Source organism: Bathymodiolus japonicus methanotrophic gill symbiont, assembly GCF_019721995.1.
Classification (GTDB): Bacteria; Pseudomonadota; Gammaproteobacteria; order Methylococcales; family Methylomonadaceae; genus Methyloprofundus.
Window position 1 is genome coordinate 120980 of record NZ_BLYC01000002.1, and the last position, 23337, is coordinate 144316.

Annotated in this window: 26 protein-coding genes, 2 tRNA genes and 1 pseudogene; 14 read left to right on the forward strand and 15 right to left on the reverse strand. The window is 42.2% G+C overall.

What is annotated here, in order from left to right:
• Positions 1–56 precede the first annotated feature (56 nt).
• From acnB to K6984_RS03650, 7 genes are all read left to right on the forward strand, one after another.
• Entirely contained in the window at positions 57–2651 is a 2595-nt protein-coding gene (gene acnB, locus K6984_RS03620) for a bifunctional aconitate hydratase 2/2-methylisocitrate dehydratase (protein WP_221894264.1), read from the forward strand.
• 332 nt (positions 2652–2983) lie between these two features.
• On the forward strand, positions 2984–3310 hold the full coding sequence (locus K6984_RS03625) for a YgiT-type zinc finger protein (protein WP_338024434.1): 327 nt from the start codon (positions 2984–2986) through the stop codon (positions 3308–3310).
• 4 nt (positions 3311–3314) lie between these two features.
• The gene (locus K6984_RS03630; RefSeq protein ID WP_221894265.1) at positions 3315–3599 is read left to right on the forward strand and encodes a nucleotidyltransferase domain-containing protein; all 285 of its coding nucleotides are present in this window, start codon (positions 3315–3317) and stop codon (positions 3597–3599) included.
• On the forward strand, positions 3596–4048 hold the full coding sequence (locus K6984_RS03635) for a hypothetical protein (protein WP_221894266.1): 453 nt from the start codon (positions 3596–3598) through the stop codon (positions 4046–4048). Before K6984_RS03630 ends, K6984_RS03635 begins: the two co-directional genes overlap by 4 nt.
• Positions 4045–6048 (forward strand): excinuclease ABC subunit UvrB, encoded by a 2004-nt coding sequence (gene uvrB, locus K6984_RS03640; protein ID WP_221894267.1) that lies wholly within the window; start codon positions 4045–4047, stop codon positions 6046–6048. Before K6984_RS03635 ends, uvrB begins: the two co-directional genes overlap by 4 nt.
• Before the next feature lie 65 nt (positions 6049–6113).
• Positions 6114–6190: transfer RNA gene (locus K6984_RS03645), tRNA-Val, on the forward strand.
• Between the two features lie 20 nt (positions 6191–6210).
• A tRNA-Val gene (locus K6984_RS03650) sits at positions 6211–6287 on the forward strand.
• A 258-nt stretch (positions 6288–6545) separates the two neighbouring features.
• Here K6984_RS03650 and K6984_RS03655 read toward each other — a convergent pair.
• Positions 6546–7229 (reverse strand): IS6 family transposase, encoded by a 684-nt coding sequence (locus K6984_RS03655; protein WP_221894268.1) that lies wholly within the window; start codon positions 7227–7229, stop codon positions 6546–6548.
• Between the two features lie 163 nt (positions 7230–7392).
• On the opposite strand from K6984_RS03655, the gene K6984_RS03660 reads away from it, so the two are divergent.
• The 3 genes from K6984_RS03660 (at position 7393) to sbcB (ending at position 10291) form a co-directional block, all read left to right on the forward strand.
• Entirely contained in the window at positions 7393–8118 is a 726-nt protein-coding gene (locus tag K6984_RS03660; RefSeq protein ID WP_221894269.1) for a class I SAM-dependent methyltransferase, read from the forward strand.
• The gene (gene rnhA / locus K6984_RS03665; RefSeq protein WP_221894270.1) at positions 8102–8536 is read left to right on the forward strand and encodes a ribonuclease HI; all 435 of its coding nucleotides are present in this window, start codon (positions 8102–8104) and stop codon (positions 8534–8536) included. The genes K6984_RS03660 and rnhA overlap by 17 nt, the downstream gene beginning before the upstream one ends.
• A 306-nt stretch (positions 8537–8842) precedes the next feature.
• Positions 8843–10291: an exodeoxyribonuclease I gene (gene sbcB, locus K6984_RS03670; protein WP_221894271.1), complete on the forward strand. Its 1449-nt coding sequence runs from the start codon at positions 8843–8845 to the stop codon at positions 10289–10291.
• A gap of 97 nt (positions 10292–10388) precedes the next feature.
• On the opposite strand, the gene K6984_RS03675 is transcribed toward sbcB, so the two are convergent.
• The 3 genes from K6984_RS03675 to ispG form a co-directional block, all read right to left on the reverse strand.
• The gene (locus K6984_RS03675) at positions 10389–11771 is read right to left on the reverse strand and encodes a P-loop NTPase family protein (protein WP_221894272.1); all 1383 of its coding nucleotides are present in this window, start codon (positions 11769–11771) and stop codon (positions 10389–10391) included.
• Between the two features lie 261 nt (positions 11772–12032).
• Positions 12033–12161, reverse strand: a complete 129-nt coding sequence (locus K6984_RS32440; RefSeq protein ID WP_263458596.1) for a hypothetical protein — start codon at positions 12159–12161, stop codon at positions 12033–12035.
• A gap of 37 nt (positions 12162–12198) precedes the next feature.
• Positions 12199–13416 (reverse strand): flavodoxin-dependent (E)-4-hydroxy-3-methylbut-2-enyl-diphosphate synthase, encoded by a 1218-nt coding sequence (gene ispG, locus K6984_RS03680; protein ID WP_221894273.1) that lies wholly within the window; start codon positions 13414–13416, stop codon positions 12199–12201.
• Between the two features lie 100 nt (positions 13417–13516).
• Between ispG and K6984_RS36885 the strand changes: the two are divergent.
• Positions 13517–13675 (forward strand): annotated as a pseudogene (locus tag K6984_RS36885) (metallophosphoesterase); the annotation flags it as partial.
• Between the two features lie 6 nt (positions 13676–13681).
• Positions 13682–13885, forward strand: a complete 204-nt coding sequence (locus tag K6984_RS36890; protein ID WP_230987880.1) for a metallophosphoesterase family protein — start codon at positions 13682–13684, stop codon at positions 13883–13885.
• Here the strand turns inward: K6984_RS36890 and K6984_RS03690 are convergent.
• From K6984_RS03690 to K6984_RS03710, 6 genes are all read right to left on the reverse strand, one after another.
• The gene (locus K6984_RS03690) at positions 13864–15063 is read right to left on the reverse strand and encodes a transposase (RefSeq protein ID WP_221894274.1); all 1200 of its coding nucleotides are present in this window, start codon (positions 15061–15063) and stop codon (positions 13864–13866) included. The genes K6984_RS36890 and K6984_RS03690 overlap by 22 nt on opposite strands.
• The gene (locus K6984_RS03695; RefSeq protein WP_221894275.1) at positions 15000–15164 is read right to left on the reverse strand and encodes a hypothetical protein; all 165 of its coding nucleotides are present in this window, start codon (positions 15162–15164) and stop codon (positions 15000–15002) included. The genes K6984_RS03690 and K6984_RS03695 overlap by 64 nt, the downstream gene beginning before the upstream one ends.
• Positions 15165–15304: 140 nt before the next feature.
• Positions 15305–15496: a hypothetical protein gene (locus K6984_RS03700; protein ID WP_221894276.1), complete on the reverse strand. Its 192-nt coding sequence runs from the start codon at positions 15494–15496 to the stop codon at positions 15305–15307.
• 27 nt (positions 15497–15523) lie between these two features.
• Positions 15524–15652: a hypothetical protein gene (locus tag K6984_RS32450; RefSeq protein WP_263458596.1), complete on the reverse strand. Its 129-nt coding sequence runs from the start codon at positions 15650–15652 to the stop codon at positions 15524–15526.
• Between the two features lie 550 nt (positions 15653–16202).
• Entirely contained in the window at positions 16203–17294 is a 1092-nt protein-coding gene (locus tag K6984_RS03705) for a transposase (RefSeq protein ID WP_221894277.1), read from the reverse strand.
• 39 nt (positions 17295–17333) lie between these two features.
• On the reverse strand, positions 17334–17492 hold the full coding sequence (locus K6984_RS03710) for a hypothetical protein (protein WP_221893723.1): 159 nt from the start codon (positions 17490–17492) through the stop codon (positions 17334–17336).
• Positions 17493–17900: 408 nt separating this feature from the next.
• On the opposite strand from K6984_RS03710, the gene K6984_RS03715 reads away from it, so the two are divergent.
• Both K6984_RS03715 and K6984_RS03720 read left to right on the forward strand, forming a co-directional pair.
• A complete protein-coding gene (locus K6984_RS03715; RefSeq protein ID WP_221894278.1) occupies positions 17901–18065 on the forward strand; it encodes a hypothetical protein in 165 nt (54 codons plus the stop codon).
• Positions 18002–19201: a transposase gene (locus tag K6984_RS03720; RefSeq protein ID WP_221894279.1), complete on the forward strand. Its 1200-nt coding sequence runs from the start codon at positions 18002–18004 to the stop codon at positions 19199–19201. Before K6984_RS03715 ends, K6984_RS03720 begins: the two co-directional genes overlap by 64 nt.
• A gap of 151 nt (positions 19202–19352) precedes the next feature.
• Here K6984_RS03720 and K6984_RS03725 read toward each other — a convergent pair whose 3' ends face one another.
• The 5 genes from K6984_RS03725 to K6984_RS03740 all read right to left on the reverse strand — a co-directional run bounded on the left by K6984_RS03725 (position 19353) and on the right by K6984_RS03740 (position 23141).
• On the reverse strand, positions 19353–20048 hold the full coding sequence (locus K6984_RS03725; RefSeq protein ID WP_221894280.1) for a glutathione S-transferase: 696 nt from the start codon (positions 20046–20048) through the stop codon (positions 19353–19355).
• Between the two features lie 172 nt (positions 20049–20220).
• A complete protein-coding gene (locus K6984_RS32455; protein WP_263458596.1) occupies positions 20221–20349 on the reverse strand; it encodes a hypothetical protein in 129 nt (42 codons plus the stop codon).
• 48 nt (positions 20350–20397) lie between these two features.
• Complete coding sequence (locus tag K6984_RS03730; protein ID WP_221894281.1) at positions 20398–21342, reverse strand: UDP-glucose 4-epimerase family protein; 945 nt, start codon at positions 21340–21342, stop codon at positions 20398–20400.
• A 2-nt stretch (positions 21343–21344) separates the two neighbouring features.
• The gene (locus K6984_RS03735) at positions 21345–22223 is read right to left on the reverse strand and encodes a glycosyltransferase (protein ID WP_221894282.1); all 879 of its coding nucleotides are present in this window, start codon (positions 22221–22223) and stop codon (positions 21345–21347) included.
• A gap of 12 nt (positions 22224–22235) precedes the next feature.
• Complete coding sequence (locus K6984_RS03740) at positions 22236–23141, reverse strand: SMP-30/gluconolactonase/LRE family protein (protein ID WP_221894283.1); 906 nt, start codon at positions 23139–23141, stop codon at positions 22236–22238.
• Between the last annotated feature and the right edge of the window lie 196 nt (positions 23142–23337).

A 23337-nucleotide genomic window follows, 5' to 3' on the forward strand; every position in this document is an offset into this window, starting at 1 on the left:
TAACCGCCATACCGTGTATGAGAATGATAAATTTACAATAGAGAATAGGTTATTAAATGTCTACAGACACATTAAACCCAACTGAAGTATTAGCACAATACCGACAGCATGTAGAAGCAAGAGCAAAGCAGGGCGTTGTACCACAGCCGCTAAATGTTGAACAAGTAACAGCAGTTGTGGAACTAATTAAGCAACCACCTGCAGGTGAAGCAGACTTTTTATTAGAATTATTGACTTACCGCGTACCTGCTGGAGTGGATGAAGCCGCCTATGTTAAGGCTGGGTTCCTTGCCGCGATTGCAAAAGGTGAAGTCACTTCCGCTATTATCGGTCCGCCGCGTGCGACTGAACTTCTAGGAACCATGTTAGGTGGATACAATATCGCGCCGCTTATTGATTTGCTAGATGTTGACGTATTAGCTCCTATCGCAGCAAAAGCCTTGTCACATACCTTATTGGTATTCGATGCTTTTCATGATGTGCAGGAAAAAGCGGATGCAGGTAATCAGTTTGCTGAGAAAATTATTAAATCCTGGGCTGAAGCAGAGTGGTTTACCAGCAAAGCCGAAGTGCCTGAAAAATTAACGGTCACTGTGTTTAAAGTGACAGGTGAAACCAATACTGATGATTTATCACCTGCGCCGGATGCCTGGTCGCGTCCTGATATTCCATTACATGCCCAGGCGATGTTAAAAATTCCCAGAGAGGGGATAACTAATGCAGAACAGCAAATCAATGAGCTAAAAGCAAAAGGCTTTCCAGTCGCTTATGTAGGTGATGTCGTAGGTACGGGCTCTTCACGTAAGTCAGCAACGAATTCTGTGTTGTGGTTTACAGGGGATGATATTCCCTATGTGCCTAATAAACGCGCAGGTGGTGTGTGTATCGGTGGGAAAATCGCCCCTATTTTCTTTAACACCATGGAAGATTCGGGTGCATTGCCATTTGAGTGCGATGTAGAAAACATGGCGATGGGCGATGTGATTGATATTTATCCCTATCAGGGCGTGGTTCAGCGCCATGACAGCGATGAAGTCGTGTGTGAATTTAGCTTGAAAACTGAAATTCTATTAGATGAGGTTCGTGCGGGTGGACGTATTCCTTTGATCATAGGGCGCGGCTTGACCGATCGTGCGCGTAAAGCTCTGAACCTTGAGCCTTCCACTGTATTTCGTAGACCTGGGGATGCAGAACAAAGTACTAAGGGCTTTACCTTGGCGCAGAAAATGGTGGGTAAGGCCTGCGGTGTTGCAGGTGTGCGGCCTAATACTTATTGTGAACCACATATGACGACTGTCGGTTCACAAGATACTACCGGACCGATGACTCGTGACGAGTTGAAAGACCTGGCATGTTTAGGGTTTTCTGCGGATCTAGTCTTGCAATCCTTTTGCCACACTGCAGCTTATCCTAAGCCGATTGATGTGGAGATGCAGCACACCCTGCCTGATTTTATTATGAATCGTGGTGGCGTTGCTTTACGTCCGGGCGATGGTATTATTCACTCCTGGTTGAACCGCATGTTATTACCAGACACGGTCGGGACTGGGGGAGACTCGCATACCCGTTTCCCCATTGGGATTTCATTTCCGGCCGGATCAGGTCTGGTCGCTTTTGCTGCTGCAACTGGGGTAATGCCACTGGATATGCCGGAATCGGTGTTAGTGCGCTTTAACGGTGAAATGCAGCCGGGTATAACTTTACGGGATCTGGTGAATGCTATTCCTCTGGCTGCGATTAAACAAGGTTTATTAACCGTTGAGAAAAAAGGTAAGAAAAATGTCTTTTCAGGGCGCGTGTTAGAAATCGAAGGATTACCCGATTTAAAAGTCGAGCAGGCATTTGAGTTGTCGGATGCCTCGGCAGAACGCTCCTCAGCAGGTTGTACAATTCGTCTGGGAGAAGCGCCAATACGTGAATATATCAATTCAAATATTACCATGTTGAAATGGATGATATCTGAAGGTTATGGCGATGCGCGTACGATTAAGCGCCGAGTGCAGGAAATGCAGGGCTGGCTTACCAACCCGGTATTGATGGAGCCAGATGCCGATGCTGAATATCATACTGTGCTGGATATTGATATCAGTGCCATTAAAGAACCTATCATGGCATGCCCGAATGACCCTGATGATGTAAAAACATTATCGGATGTTGCAGGTACTAAAATTGATGAAGTCTTTTTAGGCTCTTGTATGACTAATATTGGCCATTTTCGTGCCGCGGGTAAGCTATTAGATAAACTGCAAGGGCAGGTGCCGACCAAACTGTGGATCGCGCCACCGACAAAAATGGATCAGGACAAGTTAACCGATGAGGGGTATTACAGAATTTTTGGTAAATCAGGCGCACGTACAGAAATGCCTGGCTGTTCATTATGTATGGGCAATCAGGCACGAGTTGCGGATAATGCGACAGTAGTTTCAACATCAACGCGGAACTTTCCCAGCCGTTTGGGTAAAGATGCCAATGTTTATTTAGCCTCTGCAGAACTGGCAGCAGTATGCTCTATTTTAGGCAGGATTCCTACTGCTGAAGAATATAGAGTCTATGCACAACAGATAGATGAAACGGCTGATGATTCTTATCGCTATTTGAATTTTGATCAGATTAAAACTTATCAGGATAAGGCAGATACGGTTGAGGTTTGATTATATAGAGTACGCATTGCAAATCGTACAAATATTTTTGCAAGAATTTTATCATGGACATAGGAAAGATAATGACTGCTATCCACAGTAGTCAGGTAAAAATTAGTCATCATGCGGATGACGAAGGGTTGGTGGTTGTTTGACATATGAAGAAATATATTGTTCTGTTCATCATGGCGAAGTGATTAAAACGATACTCCTTATCCTAGTGGTTTGATTTTTGGAAGGCATTTTTCAGGTGAACCGATTCGCAGTGTACGGACTTAGAATCCAACGAGCCAGTGGGCGGTATTAATTACAGTTTACAGACCAGATCCGAATCGATGGGCTCGATGGAAAGTGAGAGTGAAGCAATGAAACTTTCTGAGAAGTACCCCATTTGTGGTGGCGAGCTGGAATCAAAACAAGTAGAAAAGCTATTAAGGGGGGGGGGTAACACTGTTTCAATGAGAGTGTCAGCAGAAGTCTGCTTGCATTGTGGTGAAAGGCTTTACCCTGAAAATGTGGTTAAAGTATTTGAGCAAATAAGAAACAAATTATGCAAACAGGAATTCAGTCATTTCAAAAACCTTGTGAAGTCATGCACTGTTGATGGAGATTGGCTTAATGAAGCTATACAGCCAGTAGCTCAGACGACTAATTATCACCCTCGCGGATAAACCTATGCGCTTAACAAAGGATGAAATCAATAATATTAAAAACAGCGTTTTAACACTGGATGCCAGTGCCGATGTTTATTTGTTTGGAAGTCGTGTTGATGATAGCAAACGTGGTGGCGATATAGATTTGTTGATCACCTCAACAAGATTGAATGAACAGAATTTAAGAACAATTCGTAGGCAGTTTTTTGATCGCTTTGGTGAACAGAAAATGGACCTGTTTCTTGATGCAGGGGATACAAATAACGCATTTATTAATATGATTAAACCCAATGCGATTAAATTATGAGTCTGGTTTATCTACAAGAACTGAGTCTTGCTCTGGAGAAACAGCTATTTTGGCTGGATTATTCTTATCAGCAGGTAAAAGATCTATCTTCCCCCGATAAATTTAGCATAGAAGAATTTAATCAGTTCGAAAACTTATGTAGTCGTTATGTGCGGACAATTGATTTTTTAGTGCGTAAATATTTCCGCTGTCTTGATGTTGAATTTGAAAATCAAGGAACTCTGATGGATGTTGTCAATAATGCGCATAAGCGCGGACTCTTTTTAGATATTGAATCGACCAGGCAAAATAAAGATATTCGTAATGAAATTGTGCATGAATATTTAGATGATGCTCTGCAAAGTGTTTTTGCTGACGTGTTAAAAACATCGCCAGACCTACTTGCAATTGGACGTAATGCCTTGCAATATTCGCAACGATATATCCGCGCTAAAGATACGCAGTCGTGAGCAAGCTATTTAATATAAAAAGCCCATTTAAACCAGCAGGCGACCAACCTGCAGCAATTAAGAAATTGGTTGAGGGCCTGGTAGATGGAGAGGTGCATCAGACGCTATTAGGTGTAACGGGGTCAGGAAAAACCTTTACTATCGCCAATATGATTAATGAGATACAACGCCCGGCGATGATTATGGCGCCGAATAAAACCCTAGCAGCACAGCTCTACGGGGAAATGAAGGAGTTTTTTCCGGAAAACAGTGTCGAGTATTTTGTTTCTTATTACGATTATTATCAGCCTGAAGCCTATGTGCCTGCGTCAGATACCTTTATAGATAAAGATGCGTCGCGCAATGAGCATATAGAACAAATGCGCCTATCTGCAACTAAAACATTGCTAGAGCGCAAGGACACCATTGTTGTTGCCACCGTGTCAGCTATCTATGGTCTAGGGGAGCCAGAGTCCTATTTTAAGATGGTCTTGCACCTGGTGCGCGGAGATATGCTCAAGCAACGCGATATTTTGCGCCGTTTAGCCAATATGCAATACACCCGCAATGATATTGAATTACGCCGGGGAACTTATCGTGTGCGCGGTGATGTTATCGACATATTCCCGGCTGAATCAGACGAAGCTGCATTACGTATCGAATTGTTTGACGATGAAATCGAGCGCCTATCTTTATTCGACCCCTTAACAGGTGAAATTTTACACCGAGTTGCGCGTTATACCATTTATCCGAGAAGTCACTATGTAGCACCTCGCGAAAGATTGCTGGAAGCAGTAGAAAAAATCAAAGTCGAGTTAAAAGAACGCCTAGAGCAATTACGCTCGCTTAACAAATTAGTCGAAGCGCAGCGCCTGGAGCAGCGTACTTTATTTGATATAGAAATGATCTACGAAGTGGGCTATTGCTCCGGAATCGAAAATTATTCACGCTATTTATCTGGGCGGGATGATGGCGAATCACCTCCGACCATGTTTGATTATTTACCCAAGAATGCGGTAGTTATTATTGATGAAAGTCATGTGACTGTGCCGCAAATAGGGGCGATGTATAAAGGCGACCGCTCACGTAAAGAAACCCTGGTTGAATACGGCTTTAGATTGCCTTCAGCGCTGGATAATAGACCCATGAGGTTTGATGAATTTGAAGCCCAGATAGGGCAAAGAATTTATGTATCAGCGACGCCAAGTAAGTATGAAAAAGAACATTCAGGGCAATTTATCGAGCAAGTAGTCAGGCCAACAGGTTTACTGGATCCGGAAATAGAAGTGCGCCCCGCGACCACCCAGGTGGATGATTTATTATCTGAAATAAACCTGCATGTAGAAAAAAAAGAACGGGTCTTAGTGACCACATTAACCAAAAGAATGTCCGAAGATCTAACTGAATACCTAATGGAACATGGTGTGCGTGTGCGCTATTTACATTCAGATGTAGATACCGTGGAACGGGTGGAAATTATTCGTGATTTACGTCTGGGTGTATTTGATGTACTGGTGGGCATTAACTTATTGCGTGAGGGTCTGGATATACCTGAAGTGTCTTTAGTTGCTATTCTGGATGCCGATAAAGAGGGCTTTTTGCGCTCGGTGGTTTCATTGATTCAAACCATCGGACGGGCAGCGAGAAATGCCAATGGCAAGGCAATCCTGTACGGCGATAAAGTAACAAAATCGATGGCTCAAGCTATAGAAGAAACACAGCGCCGCCGCGAAAAGCAGATAGAATTTAATAGGCAGCGGGGTATAACGCCTACGACAATTTTTAAATCTGTCACTGATATTTTAGAGCTTACCATCCCCGGGGCAGGACTGAATCAAACATCAAAACTTAAAGTAGCCGAAGATGGTGCAAGTTACAAAGGGTTATCCGCAAAAGATAAACAGAAAAAGTTAGCACAACTAGAAGACCAGATGTATAAACATGCTAAAAACCTGGAATTTGAAGAGGCTGCACGAGTCAGGGATGAAATAAAACAATTACAGGCAGAAATGTTGATATAACTATTGCAAAAATAGTCACCTTAGATATAATACCCGCTCTTGACTTATCTCAGTTAAGATTAGATAGGCGTGTAGCTCAGTTGGTTAGAGCATCACCATTACATGGTGAGGGTCAGTAGTTCGAATCTATTCGCGCCTACCAAAAGATATTTAAGATTCTCTAGGCGCGTAGCTCAGTTGGTTAGAGCACTACCTTGACATGGTAGGGGTCGGTGATTCGAATTCACTCGTGCCTACCATCTAAACTCCTATTTTAGATGGTATTTCAAAAGGTTTAATTTCATCAGCATAAAAAGAGCGGATACTACTATTCACTCAAATTCTAATGCTACTTACTTAAGACGCTATTAACAGCGCGCTACTAGCTTGTTCTTCTGATTCCGGCGTGGCGTGTGCTTTTCTTTTCTGTTGGCTGATAGGCATTGACGTAATGATACTCAATAAGGTTCTGTCGCAATAATTATCAAAAGCGCAGAGCTCCTGGTCTTCAGGCATAACTATCCTGCTAAAGCCATAAACTGCTTATAAGCAGGAATATTTTCCTCAGACAATTGTCCCTTTCGGATCATATGTGCTGTTTCAATTCCATCAATGGTTGCTTGAGCGGAGTGAAACGCTTTAAAGCCCATCATTGGCTTTGTTATTTTTTTGATAAATCGATGATCCTGTTCGATGATGTTATTCAAATATTTAACCTGTAATATGTCGATCATAGTGGCAAACCCAGCAAGGATTAACAAGAGGTTAATATTGGCTAATCCTGCATAGTTAGCGCCACTTTTATCCATAACGACCTTATCAGGAAAGCCATTATTGTTAATCGTTTGTTTGAAAAATGCGGTTGCAGCCTCTTCATCACGGCGCTCAGAAAGCATAAAATCAAGCGTATCACCGTGACTATCAACAGCTCGGTATAAATAGGTCCACTGACCCTTCACTTTGATATACGTTTCATCCATGCGCCACGATTTATTTGTTTCTCGTTTCTGAGATTTAGCTTTTACAGCAATGTCGGGCGAATAACGGATCACCCAACGATTGAGCGTAGCATGATCCACTTCAACACCTCTTTCTTCCATAATTTCTTCAAGGTCGCGATACGAAACGCCATACCTGACATAAAAGAAAACAGCATAAAGAATGACATCTTTTTGAAAGTGAGTGCCTTTGAAGCTGAGCATGTGATCCACCTTTTATTGAAATTTAGAATTATGATAGCAGATAGCGTTGGGAAGGGGGATTTATGCGACAGAACCGTATTATTTGGTAATTAAATATCTTTTTACTTTAATAGTTATCACAATCTGGTATCTTTAAGCGCATGTAATCTTATGAGTAAAGATAATGCACCGCAAAGTATTACACGAATGGTTTACCACGCCTAAAGGCCAGATTTTACAACAGCAGGAAACGGCTTTTTTAAAGCGTTCTATTACCGTTAGTTGCAAGCAGGTTATTGTACAAATCGGCGCCCTGGGCTGGGAAAATGATTTTATTGATTGCAGCCTGTATGAGCAATTTTATGTGATGGATGATGAACAGAGTCCATGGTATGGGAGCAAATTACTCAGGGCGACGACTGTCGGCCTACCTTTTAAGACTGCTTCTGTCGATATGGTTATCTTGCCGCACTTACTGGAATTTGACCAGCATAAACATCAGGTTTTGCGTGAAGTAGAGCGTATTTTAAAACCTGAAGGCAAGTTAACTATTATTAGCTTTAATCCGTGGAATATTTATATAAATCTGCAATATATGCGCCGTAGGGAAAAAAATACGCCCTGGTTTCCTGGTCTAGTCAGTCGCACTCGGATTGAAGGCTGGTTGCGTTTATTAAATTTTGAAGTTGAACTAGCCGCAGGGTTTAACTTTGACGCAACACGAATTAATTCAGGGCATGCAGAGGGAAGAGGGCAGGAGTTACGTGTTGCAGCTTTTGGTATTAAAGCGATTAAAAGGAGTTATCACCTTATCCCACTAGCACCAGTAAAAGACTATCAACCCAGAGTTGCAATGGCAAGGATAATAGATATACCTATAAGGCAAAGACAAAATGACGCAGATAGTTGAGATATACACCGATGGTGCCTGTCGTGGAAACCCCGGGCCTGGAGGTTGGGGAGTCTGGTTAAAAAGAGGTCAATCTGAAAAGCAACTGTACGGTGGTGAGCAGCAGACGACTAATAATCGCATGGAGCTTATGGCAGCCATTCAGGCGCTGGAAGCATTAAATAGACCATGCGCCGTTAAGCTATACAGTGATTCCAGGTATGTTTTACAGGGAATTACCGAATGGATGACTAACTGGAAAAAACGCGGCTGGAAAACCGCAGCCAAAAAGCCAGTCAAAAATGAAGATCTATGGCGACGGCTGGACAGTGTGATGCAGAAGCATCAAATCGATTGGATATGGGTGAAGGGGCATTCAGGTAATCCAGGTAATGAGAAGGCAGATCAATTAGCAAATCTGGGGATTGACACTTTATAAACAATTTGGATTCCTATATTCTAATGGGAATTCATACGCAGCTACTTTACGCTCCCCCCTTAGGAAGCAGAATTTATTCATACCCGAAGCTATATATTCCGTAGGATGAGCTGAGGAACGAAGCGCCCCATTGTGTGTGATGCGCTTCGTTCCTCAGCTTATCCTATAGGTTCCGGATTTTATTTAATTCTCAATCCTTACAGGTCTACATAGCGCTTCGGAACAGCTAATTTTTTCTGCAAAGCTGCAACTATCTGTTACATTAACAATTCTATGTAAGCTCTTTGCAGAAATTTAATAACGCGTATGACAGAAAATAGCTTCTACTGGCATGATTATGAAACCTTTGGCGTTGACCCGCAGAGGGATAGAGCAGTGCAGTTTGCTGGTATCAGAACAGACTATGATTTTAATATTATCAGTAAGCCCCTGGTTATTTATTGCCGGCCTGCTGATGAGACCTTGCCACAACCTGAAGCTTGTTGTGTGACCGGAATAACGCCACAACTTGCTGCGCAAAAAGGTGTTTGTGAGGCTGAGTTTATTGCGCAGATTTATCAGCAAATGGTGCAAGAAAATACCTGTACTCTGGGTTATAACAATTTACGCTTTGATGATGAAGTGACGCGTAATCTTTTGTATCGCAATTTTTATGACCCTTATGCCAGAGAATGGCAAAATGGTAATTCTCGCTGGGATTTAATTGACCTTATTCGTACCGTCCATGCACTACGGCCTGAAGGCATACGCTGGCCAGTAGATGACGAAGGCAAGATCAGCTTCCGCCTGGAAAAGCTCACCGCAGAAAATGGCATCGAACATGCCGAGGCTCATGATGCCTTATCGGATGTTTATGCGACCATCGCCTTAGCCAAATTAATTCACCACGCACAGCCCAGACTATTTGAGTTTTTCTTGCGCAATCGTGGCAAACACCAGGTCAAGCAGTTGCTGCAACTGGGTAGCTATACACCGCTAGTGCATGTCTCTGGAATGTATGGCGCGGAAAAACAATATTTAGCACTGGTTTTACCTGTCTGCCAGCACCCGGTAAATAATAATGGCATCATCGTCTATGATTTATCTATCGACCCGGAAGCGATGCTAAGCTTGTCTGCCGAAGAGATTCAGCAGCGTATATTCACGGCTAAAGCAGATTTACCTGTAGGGGTTGAGCGCATCCCTTTAAAGACAGTTCATATTAATAAATGCCCCATTGTTGCTCCAGCAAAGGTATTGCGTGCCTGTGATGCCGAGAGATTAGGCATCGATATTACAAAATGTCAGAAACATAAGGACTTAATCCAGCAGTCTGGCGATTTACAAAGCAGACTGCATCAGGTATTCAGTGGGCACTCTTTTTCAGTTGATGCAGACCCAGACCCTGATTTAATGATCTATAGTGGTGGCTTTTTTTCTAATCAAGATAAACAGATGATGGATAAGCTGCGCTCCACAAAGCCAACTCAGTTAGCGAGCTTTTCTTTTCCGCGGGGAGGTGCAAGGCTAGAAGAAATGCTATTTAGATACAGGGCAAGAAATTACCCAGAGACGTTAAACAGTGCTGAAAAGTCACGTTGGCAGAAGTTTTGCCTGGCTCGGTTAAGCCATATAGATACCACCGGCTTTCTTGATTTCAATAACTACCAGGCTAAAATTAAGCAATTAAGACAGCAAGCAGATGTAGACCAGCATTTGCTCGATCAACTGGAGCAGTATGCGCTTGATTTAAAAAATAAATTACATTCTAAGTAGGGCTGAAATAGCTTTATAATACAGCGCGTAACCGTGATTAGAAAAAGTCTCACAGATCTCTTTGCGCACAGTATTGATGTTCAGCCTGAACTTACTGTTACAAATTTAAGAATGTTTCTTCTTTTTTGTTATTAGCGGCTAAAGAGCTGGTATTAAAGGTGTTGTTGAGTGATTGTACCAAGCCTTTGGCACGTGTTTTTATCATCTCTAATGTTTCCTTGACATCTTTGTTCCAGCCTACCGGTTTTTCATAAGGGAGCAAAATTCGCCAAAAAGTTAAACTTTTGTCAAATAAAGCGGCCAGGTTTTCCATTAGCCCTAACTCTTTCTGGCGCTCAAGCAGCTTTTTACGGATAAATCTAGCGTGGATTTTACTGCTATAAATATGTAGGTGAATCATTGTGACCACAAGCAAAAATAAAAAAATCGATGCGATAAAAGGATCAAGCAGTAATGCGACTAGCCCAAATTGAATTTCACCCGCAACTAGTGTCAGAGCAATAAAGCTAAGTACCACGATAACGGTAAAATGTGAGCGATCTTTCCACAGCACGATGGCTTTTTTAACTTCATGTATAACTACCGAATCAAATTCATCGATATGCCGCTCTAGTGTATGCAAAATACGGTACGCACTTTCGACATCGATGTTTGCGAGTTTTTGTTCTATTGCCAGTTGGTTATTAGTTTCAGTACTTTGCTTTAAGACAAAAAATTGACCTGACTGTAGTCCAAGCTTGCTTAACTGTTGCTTCCAGCTGGCGAGGTCAACATTATTGGCACTACCCTGAGCCTGATTGATGACATAGATAAACTTCCCGGGATTATGGCTTGCAGTCGTCATTTTCAGGAAAGGCTTAAGTTCTTGCTGAACATCTTCCAGATTTGGCTTGCTGGCATCGAGAAATACAAAGACAAGATCAGAAAGTGTCGCTGCGTGTTCACGTAAAAGCGCAACACCTTCGCTCTTAATTTTGGCAGAAAAACCAGGAGCAAGAATAATTGTTTTGTCTTTTAACTTAGGGCTATTATTGGTGGTTAATTCCAGGTAAGTATTGATATGCCTGCTTTCGCCAGATTCAAGTTGCTCCAGGCGATCGCTAATATGGTAAAAAGGAAGGCGTGGATCACCATCAACAGCGGTACCTGGTAAGGCGATGGGCGTTTCATCAGGGCGATAGATGAGAACAGTAAAGTGTGAGTGATTAGTAAAGGCGTCGATAGCCGGAGTTGTTGTATCCAGATAGCGGTTGATAAATTCATTGCGCCCTGAAGACGGGTCACCTATTACAGTTATTATAGGCGACCATGAGGTCTTATTGGCTAATGAGTCATCCATGCCTATAAGTCCCAGGTCATATGCTACCTGGTCCAGTTCATGATAAAGCCTGAATGCCTGCAGTAATGCCGGATTTTTATCCGCAAGTTGTTGTTCCAGTAGATGCTGTGAGGAGCTTACAGATTTTTCAGTTGTACTCATTTGATTTAAGAACCGTTTAGTCGATGATTTATTAAGTAAAGGGGTATTTCCTCGTTTTCAAGTAGCAAACATAACCATAGCTCAAGCAAAAATTATAAAGCTTGTTGGCAATCGCTGAAAATCAGGGAAACGGAGCCTAAGCGAAGTGATGATTTTTAGTCCGCGATAGCCGTAGGGCCGTTATTTTGTCGGAGTCTGAGCGTTAGCGAAGGTGGAGACAAAATAAAAGGCCATCCGACACGGCGTCAAGTCATTTGGAGCCTATGTTCCGACCCCTTGTTGGGTCGGGACGAGGTGACGAGGACGAATCGGGGCCGCCGGAGGCATAAGTGGTCGCGTTAAGTTTTTGCTGCTTGCTTGGGCTGGGATGCCCAAAACAAGCTTTCGCAAAAATAGCGACTCCCCGTTATTCGCTTTGTCGTCAGTTTTAAGCACTATAGGTGCGTTCAATATATTTTTCAACAATAACCTGGAATTCTTCTGCGATTCTATCACCTTTTAAAGTAACAGTTTTCTCGCCATCTTCATAAACAGGTGCAACAGGCGATTCGCCGGTACCAGGCAAGCTAATCCCGATATTGGCATTTTTACTCTCGCCCGGACCATTCACTACGCAGCCCATAACGGCGACTTCCATTTCTTCTACGCCTTTATATTGATCGCGCCATGTTGGCATTTGCTCGCGCAGATAACCCTGAATATCCATGGCCAATTTCTGGAAATAGTCACTAGTTGTACGACCACAGCCTGGACAGGCAATAACCATCGGTGTAAAAGATCGAAAGCCCATGGTCTGTAGGATTTCCTGGCCAACGATCACTTCTTTGGTACGTGCGGCTCCGGGCTCTGGTGTCAGGGAAATGCGAATAGTATCGCCTATGCCTTTTTGCATTAATACAGATAACGCTGCTGATGAGGCGACGATACCTTTGGAGCCAATGCCTGCTTCAGTTAAACCTAGGTGTAAAGCATATTCACAGCGACTAGAAAGGTCCTGGTAAATACTGATAAGTTCCTGAACATTGCTGATTTTACATGAAAGGATGATTTTATTTTTAGATAGACCGAAAGATTCAGCGGCAGCGGCACTTTCCAGGGCAGACACAATAATAGCTTCACGGGTCACTGCCGGGAGTTCTTCAGGCTCGACTTTTTGTCTATTTTCATCCAGCAGGCGGGTCAGTACGGCTTGATCCAGGCTACCGCCATTGACCCCAATACGTACTGGTTTATCATATTTAACTGCACACTCAATCATTTGCTGGAATTGCGTATCGCGTTTAGCACCTTTACCAACATTCCCCGGGTTGATTCTGAACTTACCTAATGCCTTGGCACATTGCGGATATTTTTCCAGTAGCTTATGTCCGTTAAAATGAAAATCACCCACCAGAGGAACTAAAAAACCGTTAGCATCCAGTTGCTTGCGTATCTCAGGGACTGCAGCAGCTGCCTCTTCGTTATTCACAGTAATGCGCACAAGCTCTGAGCCAGCATTAGCGAGTTCCATAACTTGCTGTACTGTGGCTGCAATATTTGCAGTATCGGTGTTAGTCATGGATTGCACAACGATAGGTGCAGCACCACCGACTTTAACATTGCCGATTAAGACTTGGTGAGTATTTTTTCTGGGGCTAATTGACATGGTGTATGGTTATTTTTCATAATTACAATTACACTAAAGTATATATGAACCATGCTAAAAAAAATAGCTGGTGGTCTGGTTCATGTAAGGTTTCTCAATAATTGGGAAACTTCAGCATGATAATAATGCGGATCTTATTATTGCCGCTGGCGATATTGGGGTTTACGATCAAGCCATAGAATGGCTACAGTCGCTAAATAAGCCGGGGGTTTATGTCGCCGGAAATCATGAATTTTACAACCACGAATACCGCGACACTTTGCGCATGTTAAAAGGAAAATGTGCAAATACCAATATCCATTTTCTGGAAAAAAATACCTTTAAATATAATGGTGTGCGCTTTTTAGGTTGTACATTATGGACTAATTTGTTTATCGAAGGGGAAGTCGCTGCTGCAACATTAGGTAAGGGGCTGAATGATTTTAGAAAAATTCGCTATGCAGAGAATCAGTGTTCCCCTATCAATTGAGGCCGTGAAACTAACCTCGCCACAAGAGAGCTCATAAAGCACTGTAAAGACATTCCTGTTATTATTGCGTTTTGAACTGATCGAATGGTATACGAGCTGATACGAGATATTCTTGCCTGGAAAAATAATGGATTCACAAAACGATCTCGTTTTTGAGCCTGTTGCTGCCTTATCTCCAGAGCCTCGCTATATTTTTTATCCGATGGATGAATCAATTCTGGCTGTTGTGTTTTTGAAATCTCTTCAAACACGCGCATTAAATTATAGCTCATTGCAGTCAGACGCATTTGATCTTCAAGTGAGCGGGTATTGGAAGACCAAGCTTTAGTTTCCTTGAAATTACTTTTAGTGTTATTGAATGTCTTTTCAATCGTCCATCGCTTGAAATACAGCATGGCAATGGTTCCAGGGTTAATAGTCATTGGCAAGGTTGTCACAAACCGGTGAAGTTTTCCGGTTTCTGGATCACGGTAATCCACCACGTTAAATTTGATGCCCTTGTTTTCGTACACACTGTATGCTTCAACTCCTGTATTGATCTCATGCTGGGAGTCAAAAGGGATAGACTCAACCAGAGTCGCAATTGAATTTTCTTTTAGCATTGAAATCATGTAATTAGCATGTCGTTTCTGCCGATCCCACCAGACAAAGTCGGTGACGGCTTTATCGTAGACATAGAGATGTTTCTGAGAGCTGTTATTTCCCTTGTTTTGCTTTTCAATATGATCTCGTAACACAGGTATTTCTTGATGTCTCTGAGTTCCGTTTGTCACCAGACAAAGAAATCTGAGCAACCCACTTCTGAGATTCAACGCGTAAATCCCCCCAGCCGCATAAACTTTCCCCTTGCTGTTTTTTTCAGTATGGCAGGCATGATCAATAAAATGTCCATCCGCTGCTTCTATGGTGTATTCGTCAAGTTCTGGGAATGCTTTAAGATAATCAATGCCTTGCGATAGCAGTGTTTCAGCGTGAAGATGATAGCTCTGCTGTTCAGATGCCTCAAGCATACTTGTTCGTCTATGCGACTTCAGTGATTTAAAATACGTTGAGTGGGGAAGCAGCTGGCCATGAATCTGTTCATTGGTTTGGAGGAAATGGCGACCACTATCGACTACACTGATACAGCGTAATAACCCAAGGCGAATAAAGTCGATATATCCTTCAACTCTGTGCATGAACGAGCCCACAAAGGATGACGCTCTGCTAACAGGGCACGTTCCATACTTTCATTGCAGTGTTGGTGAATATGTTCAGAGAGTGGTAGGTCTTTAAGCATGGGTGATATCCGTTTATGAGGTGATTAAAACGGAATTCTTTAGAAAACCTTTTTCGGCAATTGCAAGCTTTATTTGAAATTATTTGTTGTTTTTTTACGGTGCCTACAGAGTGTCTATTTGCTGTTATAAGTGATTAAAATCAAAAAGATGGAAATATTCGAGTGGTGCTACCTTCAGGTAGGTTATAGGCTGCTTTGTTTAGGTACTTCCGCTGAAAATCCTGGAAACGGAGCTTTAGCGAAGTGAAGATTTTTAGTCCGCGATAGCCGTAGGGCCGTTGTTTTGTCGGAGTCTGAGCGTTAGCGAAGGTGGAGACAAAATAAAAGGCCATCCGACACGGCGTCAAGTCATTTGGAGCCTATGTTCCGACCCCTTGTTGGGTCGGGACGAGGTGACGAGGACGAATCGGGGCCGCCGGAGGCATAAGTGGTCGCGTTAAGTTTTTGCTGCTTGCTTGGGCTGGGATGCCCAAAACAAGCTTTCGCAAAAATAGCGACTCCCCAAATAGCCGTCCAGCCAGTGAGGTAGTAATGACGAAAAAGTCATTTTTGTTCCCCACCACAAAACCCTTTACATAACGGGCATTAAGCAAAATGACTTCATGCCCTTGTTTAGTTAACTCTCTTGCCCAGTGATGAGCTCCGCCACAGGCTTCTATTCCAATTAAGCTCACTGGATAATTTGCAAAAAATATTAAAAGCTCAGCTCGTTTTAGCTTTTTCTTAACAGGTTTTGATTTTTTTTCATCAGATGTATACATGTGAAAAATATCTTTTGCTATATCCAATCCAATTACGCTATTATTCATGTCGGGCTCCTCTTTGCTCCGTTATTACTCTTAGGTGCATTATGACACTGTTGGTGGGAGAGGAGTCCATATCATCAGCCTACTCAACCCCCCTTATTCTATGGGTTGTGGAGGAGTGCAATAGCTTTAGACTTCTGAAGTTTCCCAATAATTATTTATGGTAAAATTGAAACTATGCTACAACTATAGTTTCTCAGATAAATAATTTCCAAATTTGGAGCGCTTAAACTTAGGCGGTAACAACGAAATCTTCCCGCAATTTTTGCATAACACAAATCACTTTACTGGCATCATACATATAAGTGTTAAAAGTTTGCACAACTGAATCATGAAGATCTTCAAAAGTTTTAAAATACTTCATATGAGTCGAATCGCGTTTCGTATTTTTCCATAATTTCTCAATCGGATTAAAATCCGGCGAGAACGCAGGGAGACGTTCTACTGTCAAACGATCTACATTAGCTAACTTAAATTCCTTAATAACACCGCTTCCATGATACGGGGCACCATCTTCAATTAGAATAATCTTGCCTTTATAATAAGCCAGCAATTGTGTTAAAAACTCAACATAGCTTTCACCATTAAAACGCCCAGATGTTTCAGCGTGTTGTAATATCATTGGCTTATAACTCTCGATTAAGACGTTGTCGGCAATAGAATATATCGCTTCCATAAAAAGCTTCTGTGTTGGATATTTCTCATTTTTTAAGCTTTTAAGAATAGCTAAAAATTCTTGAGGCAGCCCAGCTTCTTTTAAAAGTCTAAGTGACTTTGGTTTTATCTCATAAGCCAATGATTCTCGGTATTGAAAACTCCCTCCTTCGAGTTCGATCGTACCAAACATTTTCAACCCTTTTCGAATCCCTGATGTTTTCACTGTGGGTTGCTCTCCTATTGGAGCCCAGGTTCGTGCCAATGAACCCCACATAGCAAATGACACCTCATCACCGAATAAAACGACACTCTTTTCTTCTACCGCCTTTTCCATAATGGCAGGCAATGTTTCTTCCAGCCACGTTTTTCTTTCAAGCTCGTACTTTTCTTCTTCTTGGCGATCAGTCACAAAACGAGCTTTTTGATAACTGAAGCCCAGTTTTTTCATTAGGCTTGATAAATAGTTCAAGTTATAACGAACTTCAAATTTTAACCAAATAAGCTCGGCAATCATCGCAGTATTCCATATTCCACAATGAAATCCATTGTCTTCTGGGCCTTTCTTTATCAACTCAACCAATTTATTTTTCTGGTCTTTAGTTAACTTTGACTTCCGACCACGTCCTTGATAGTGTTGCCCTATTAACCAACCGACACCTTTATGCATGAATGTTTTCAGCCAATTTATAATGGTTTTTTCACAGACTCACATTAGGCGTGCTATTTCTTTGATTCCCATGCATTCACTGAACCAGAGTAGAGCTTGAGTTAATCGATATAAACAAATATTACTTAGCTTGAGAGCTGTCGCCATATTTTTTTTTAGTCGGTCTACAATTGACTTTGAAAAAGTGAGGGATACCATTTTTGACTGTTTCCGTTAGTGTTGGGACGAAAATTATAAGCCAGTTTCCCCTCTGTCGTTTTTGTTTGTTCGGAAATTAATTTTCTGAAAGTCTATATATGAAAAAAAATAGTCTTTTCATTCGTTTCAAATGCTATTGCCTAAGGGGAATTAAGTAGGGGTTTGCTATAAACATCATCAGTGTTCCCATTGAAAGAAGAAGTACCTAAACAAAGCAGCCTATGACCTACCTGAAGGTAGCACCACTCGAATATTTCCATCTTTTTGATTTTAATCACTTATAACAGCAAATAAACACTCTGTAGGCACCGTAAAAAAACAACAAATAATTTCAAATAAAGCTTGCAATTGCCGAAAAAAGTTTTCTAAAAATTTCCGTTTTAATCACCTCATAAACGGATATCACCCATGCTTAAAGACCTACCACTCTCTGAACATATTCACCAACACTGCAATGAAAGTATGGAACGTGCCCTGTTAGCAGAGCGTCATCCTTTGTGGGCTCGTTCATGCCCAGAGTTGAAGGATATATCGACTTTATTCGCCTTGGGTTATTACGCTGTATCAGTGTAGTCGATAGTGGTCGCCATTTCCTCCAAACCAATGAACAGATTTATGGCCAGCTGCTTCCCCACTCAACGTATTTTAAATCACTGAAGTCGCATAGACGAACAAGTATGCTTGAGGCATTTGAACAGCAGAGCTATCATCTTCACGCTGAAACACTGCTATCGCAAGGCATTGATTATCTTAAAGCATTCCCAGAACTTGACGAATACACCATAGAAGCAGCGGATGGACATTTTATTGATCATGCCTGCCATACTGAAAAAAACAGCAAGGGGAAAGTTTATGCGGCCGGGGGGATTTACGCGTTGAATCTCAGAAGTGGGTTGCTCAGATTTCTTTGTCTGGTGACAAACGGAACTCAGAGACATCAAGAAATACCTGTGTTACGAAATCATATTGAAAAGCAAAACAAGGGAAATAACAGCTCTCAGAAACATCTCTATGTCTACGATAAAGCCGTCACCGACTTTGTCTGGTGGGATCGGCAGAAACGACATGCTAATTACATGATTTCAATGCTAAAAGAAAATTCAATTGCGACTCTGGTTGAGTCTATCCCTTTTGACTCCCGCCATGAGATCAATACAGGGGTTGAAGCATACAGTGTGTACGAAAACAAGGGCATCAAATTTAACGTGGTGGATTACCGTGATCCAGAAACCGGAAAACTTCACCGGTTTGTGACAACCTTGCCAATGACCATTAACCCTGGAACCATTGCCATGCTGTATTTCAAGCGATGGACGATTGAAAAGACATTCAATAACACTAAAAGTAATTTCAAGGAAACTAAAGCTTGGTCTTCCAATACCCGCTCACTTGAAAATCAAATGCGCCTGACTGCAATGAGCTATAATTTAATGCGCGTGTTTGAAGAGATTTCAAAAACACAACAGCCAGAATTGATTCATCCATCGGATAAAAAATATAGCGAGGCTCTGGAGATTAGGCAGCAACAGGCCCAAAAACGAGATCGTTTTGTGAATCCATTATTTTTCCAGGCAAGAATATCTCGTATCAGCTCGTATACCATTCGATCAGTTCAAAACGCAATAATAACAGGAATGTCTTTACAGTGCTTTATGAGCTCTCTTGTGGCGAGGTTAGTTTCACGGCATCAATTGATAGGGGAACACTGATGATAAACATGGCAAAACCACCTAAAATAAACCTCGATACACCAGCATTGTGTATTTCAGCTACTCAATAATTGGGAAACTTCAGTTTAGACTATTGTCTGCACTAAAAAAAGCTAAAGCTTTTTTATTCCTGCCTGTAACTAATGCTGCACTAGCTTGTTTTTCCGCAATCGCCTAATATTATTGGCGCTGAAACTTCAGTCCACGCGGGATATTTTTTCATAATACGATTAAATAGCTCTGACTGAAGAAAATAATCCAGCCAGGCATGCAGGTAAGGGTAGTCAGATTGATAGAACCAGTCTTTATCAACAAAGGCAAACTGACGGATAAACGGAAAAATACCTATATCGGCCATAGAGATATTATCACCCATCAGAAAGCGATGCTTACTGAGCCGAAACTCAAGTGATGCCAGGAATTGCTCGCCTTGGTGACGATAATATTCTGCTGTTTGTTCGGGATAGCGATCAGAGTATTTGTAGCGATCCAGCCAGCTCTTAAAGTTAAAGTCATTCTCATCTAACAGTCGATCAATTTGATTACGTGCTTCTTCAATATTTGCTCTGGGTATCCAGTTATCTGGATCATTTTTTGCTAGCGCCCAGTACATAATATCCCGGCTTTCATCGATAATAAATCCACCTGTTAAGACCAAGACAGGCACGGTTCCTTTTGCTGAGTACTGTAACAATTGCTGCGGTTTATTTTTTAATTCGACTTCACGCAGGTTGACTTTAACGCCACTATATTGCAATGCCATGCGGGCACGCATGGCATAAGGACAGCGGCGAAAGGAATACAGAATTGCTAGGTCAGCATCAGGGTTTTGAATTTTTACGGTCATTTTGTTTTTTACTCTTTGACAGACGCTGAAAATCAGGGAAACGGAGCCTAAGCGAAGTGATGATTTTTAGTCCGCGATAGCCGTAGGGCCGTTATTTTGTCGGAGTCTGAGCGTTAGCGAAGGTGGAGACAAAATAAAAGGCCATCCGACACGGCGTCAAGTCATTTGGAGCCTATGTTCCGACCCCTTGTTGGGTCGGGACGAGGTGACGAGGACGAATCGGGGCCGCCGGAGGCATAAGTGGTCGCGTTAAGTTTTTGCTGCTTGCTTGGGCTGGGATGCCCAAAACAAGCTTTCGCAAAAATAGCGACTCCCCAAAATCACCTAAATGTTATTTAATTTTCGTTTCCTAGGTTGAATAAAACGCTGCTATTTTCTTTAATTGCTCATGCATATTAGAAACTGGCAACCAGCCCAGTAAATCAGTAGCTTTAGAGCTATCCACCTGGAGTGAAGCAAACAGCCGGTCGGCCACATCTTGCTTGCCTGATAACATGCCTGTAAAGCGCATCCAGCTAACAGGAACGGGTAATAATAGTGTGTTTTTGTTGAATGCCTTGGTGATTTTTTGTAATAACTGTGTAGTCGATACATCTTCCTGGTCAGAAATTAGAAAGGTTTCGTTTGCAGCCTTAGGGTGAGTGATGCAGAGCATAATAAAGTTCAGCAAATTGTCTAAAGCGATCAGCGAGCGCTTATTATCAATTGCACCGAACGGTAAGGGAATCCCCTTGATTAGCCAATTGATCATGCTTGCAAAATTTGCTTTTACCCCAGGGCCATAAACCAGAGGCGGGCGGATGATAACTACCTGCATGGCGCTACACTGCGCTAGAGACATTAAGCCATGTTCTGCCTCATATTTAGAGAGTGCATAGGGATCAATCGGTGGGCTAGCGACCTGCTCTTGAAACGGAGAATTAGGAGCAGTCTGTTCACCATTTACCTTAATGCTGCTGATAAAGATAAATCTTTTTACGCCGGCCTCTGCAGCCTGTATTGCCAGGTTTAAAGTAGCGGCGGTATTGACTTGACGGAATTCAGCTAGTGGGTCTGATGCCGTATCATGCATAATATGTGCACGAGCGGCTAAATGAATAACGACGTCAACATCCTGCAAAGCGTCAGTGTATTCAGTGGTGGACGATAGATCACCGAGTTCTATCTGTTGCTCTGATACAAGCTGGCTTATATGACGCACGACCGCAACCACATCGAATGCTTGTTGGTTTAGTGCGTGTACTAGTGCCTTGCCTATAAACCCGGTTGCGCCGGTCACTAAAACTTTTGTCATATTTAATAGAGTCCGGTTAGAGCAATAAAAAACAGTATGCACCGGTCGCGAAATCGCCGCCTTAACTGACTAATATTTTGCAGAATAGTTATGCGTGAATCTACATCCAGATGATGCTCATCTATTAAGTCTGCTACACAGACCACTTGCTGCTTACACCAGCCATTACGTAACAGATTAAAGCGTTTGCCACTCGCCCGCCAGCCCTTGTGTATGCCCACCTGATTTTTAGCATGCTGTCGATATAATAATTTATACTCAGGGTCTATAAACCAGGATAAGCCTTGCGCCCTAAAAAATGCATAAATAAACCAGTCATGTAAACTGACTTGCTGAACCTGCTGCCAGTGTGACAGAATTAAATTTTTAAATAATAACATCGGTTCGATGCGCAAAACATAAGTGCAGCCGGGACCAGCTGCCTCAAATAAATAGTCATACTGACGTTGCGGCAGAGCCTTGTTGATTAATAATTCAAGACCATCTGGCCAGAATGCCAGCACATTTCCAGAGTATGCTGCATAGTCTCCCTGTGCTAGCCTAGTACAGGCAGTCATCAGTTTGTCATCCAGCCAGATATCATCCTGATCGCACAGGGCGACAAAATCATAGGCTGAGAAATCAACATCTTTGATTAAACGATAAAAATTGACGGCAGCACCACCAAATTTTTGACCATAAGTTAATACTGTTATTTGCGAGTGCTGCTCAGCAAAATCACAGCAGATTTGATAACAATCATCGGTCGATAAATCCACACTGATAAAAATACTCAGAGCAACGCCTTGTTGGCGTAATATGCTGTGTAATTGCTCGTCAATAAATGCTGCGCCATTGTAGGCGGCAAGTAATACAGCCACATTGGGCCGGGTCTTGTCCATTTGAAATGCAGCTTACAGTTGCAGGAAAACCAGTTTATCCTGTTTAAACAGCGGGATTAATACACGCTGACGCTTGCTATCAAACCCCAGGTCAGCAGGCGCATCAAGCCCGTCAGCCAGAATACTGTAGCTATTATCCTTGTTTAATATATACAGAGCAGAGCCAGCCCAGCTAGACATGATTAAGCGACCATCAGCTAACTTTATGAGTCCGTCAAGATCTCCCTTTGGCGGCTTGACCAGGTTATGACGCTTACCGTGCGCATCAATACTAAAGACTTCGCCAGAGCCGAAAGTTACCACAGTAAGTCGTTTGCCTTGCGCAATAATTCCATTGGGATGACCCATTTGCTTATTTTTATAAAGCAGCTCATATTTGCCGTTAGCCAAGACTTTGTAGATGGCATCAGTACCCGAAGCAGCTAAAGAATCTTTTCCTGCTTTTAAGCCGCTGTCTGTGACATAAACGAAATCGCCTGTACCTGGGGTTATGCCATTGAGAAAAGTGCTGTTGCTAATATTAATCGATGTTTTCTGCTTGCCGCTGGGAAGGTCGAAAATATGTACTTCATTAATATCAGCGACATACAGATTATTACCTTGAATGGCAAGACCCTTGGGCGAATTTAAGCTCACGCCTTTTGTCGTGCCATCGAGCCATTTGAGTTTGATAATACGGCCATCAGGGTGGACTTTTGAGATAAATCCATTACCGTCTGCCGTTAAACCATCACCATTAAGATTACTGACTAAATACACATCTTCGGCAGCATAATATTCGATGGACTCAGGTGTCATAAAGCCAGCGTTAGCAACAATAATTCGCTTAGATTTGTTGCTTTCTGCAGCGATAGAACCAAGCGAGTAACACACAGCGAATAGCATGCTACTAAATAAAATCCCCATAGTTCTTATCATGTAAATCTCCTTTGAATTTTTAAAATGAATATGCTAAGTAGAAATCAAGTTTAATATCCAGGCTTTCAAAATGCAAAGCGAACTATAAGATAAATTTTATCTCCCGCTGATGAAATTGTTGCTATAGACTTTCAGAAAATTAATTTACGAACAAACAAAAACGACAGAGGGGAAACTGGCTTATAATTTTCGTCCC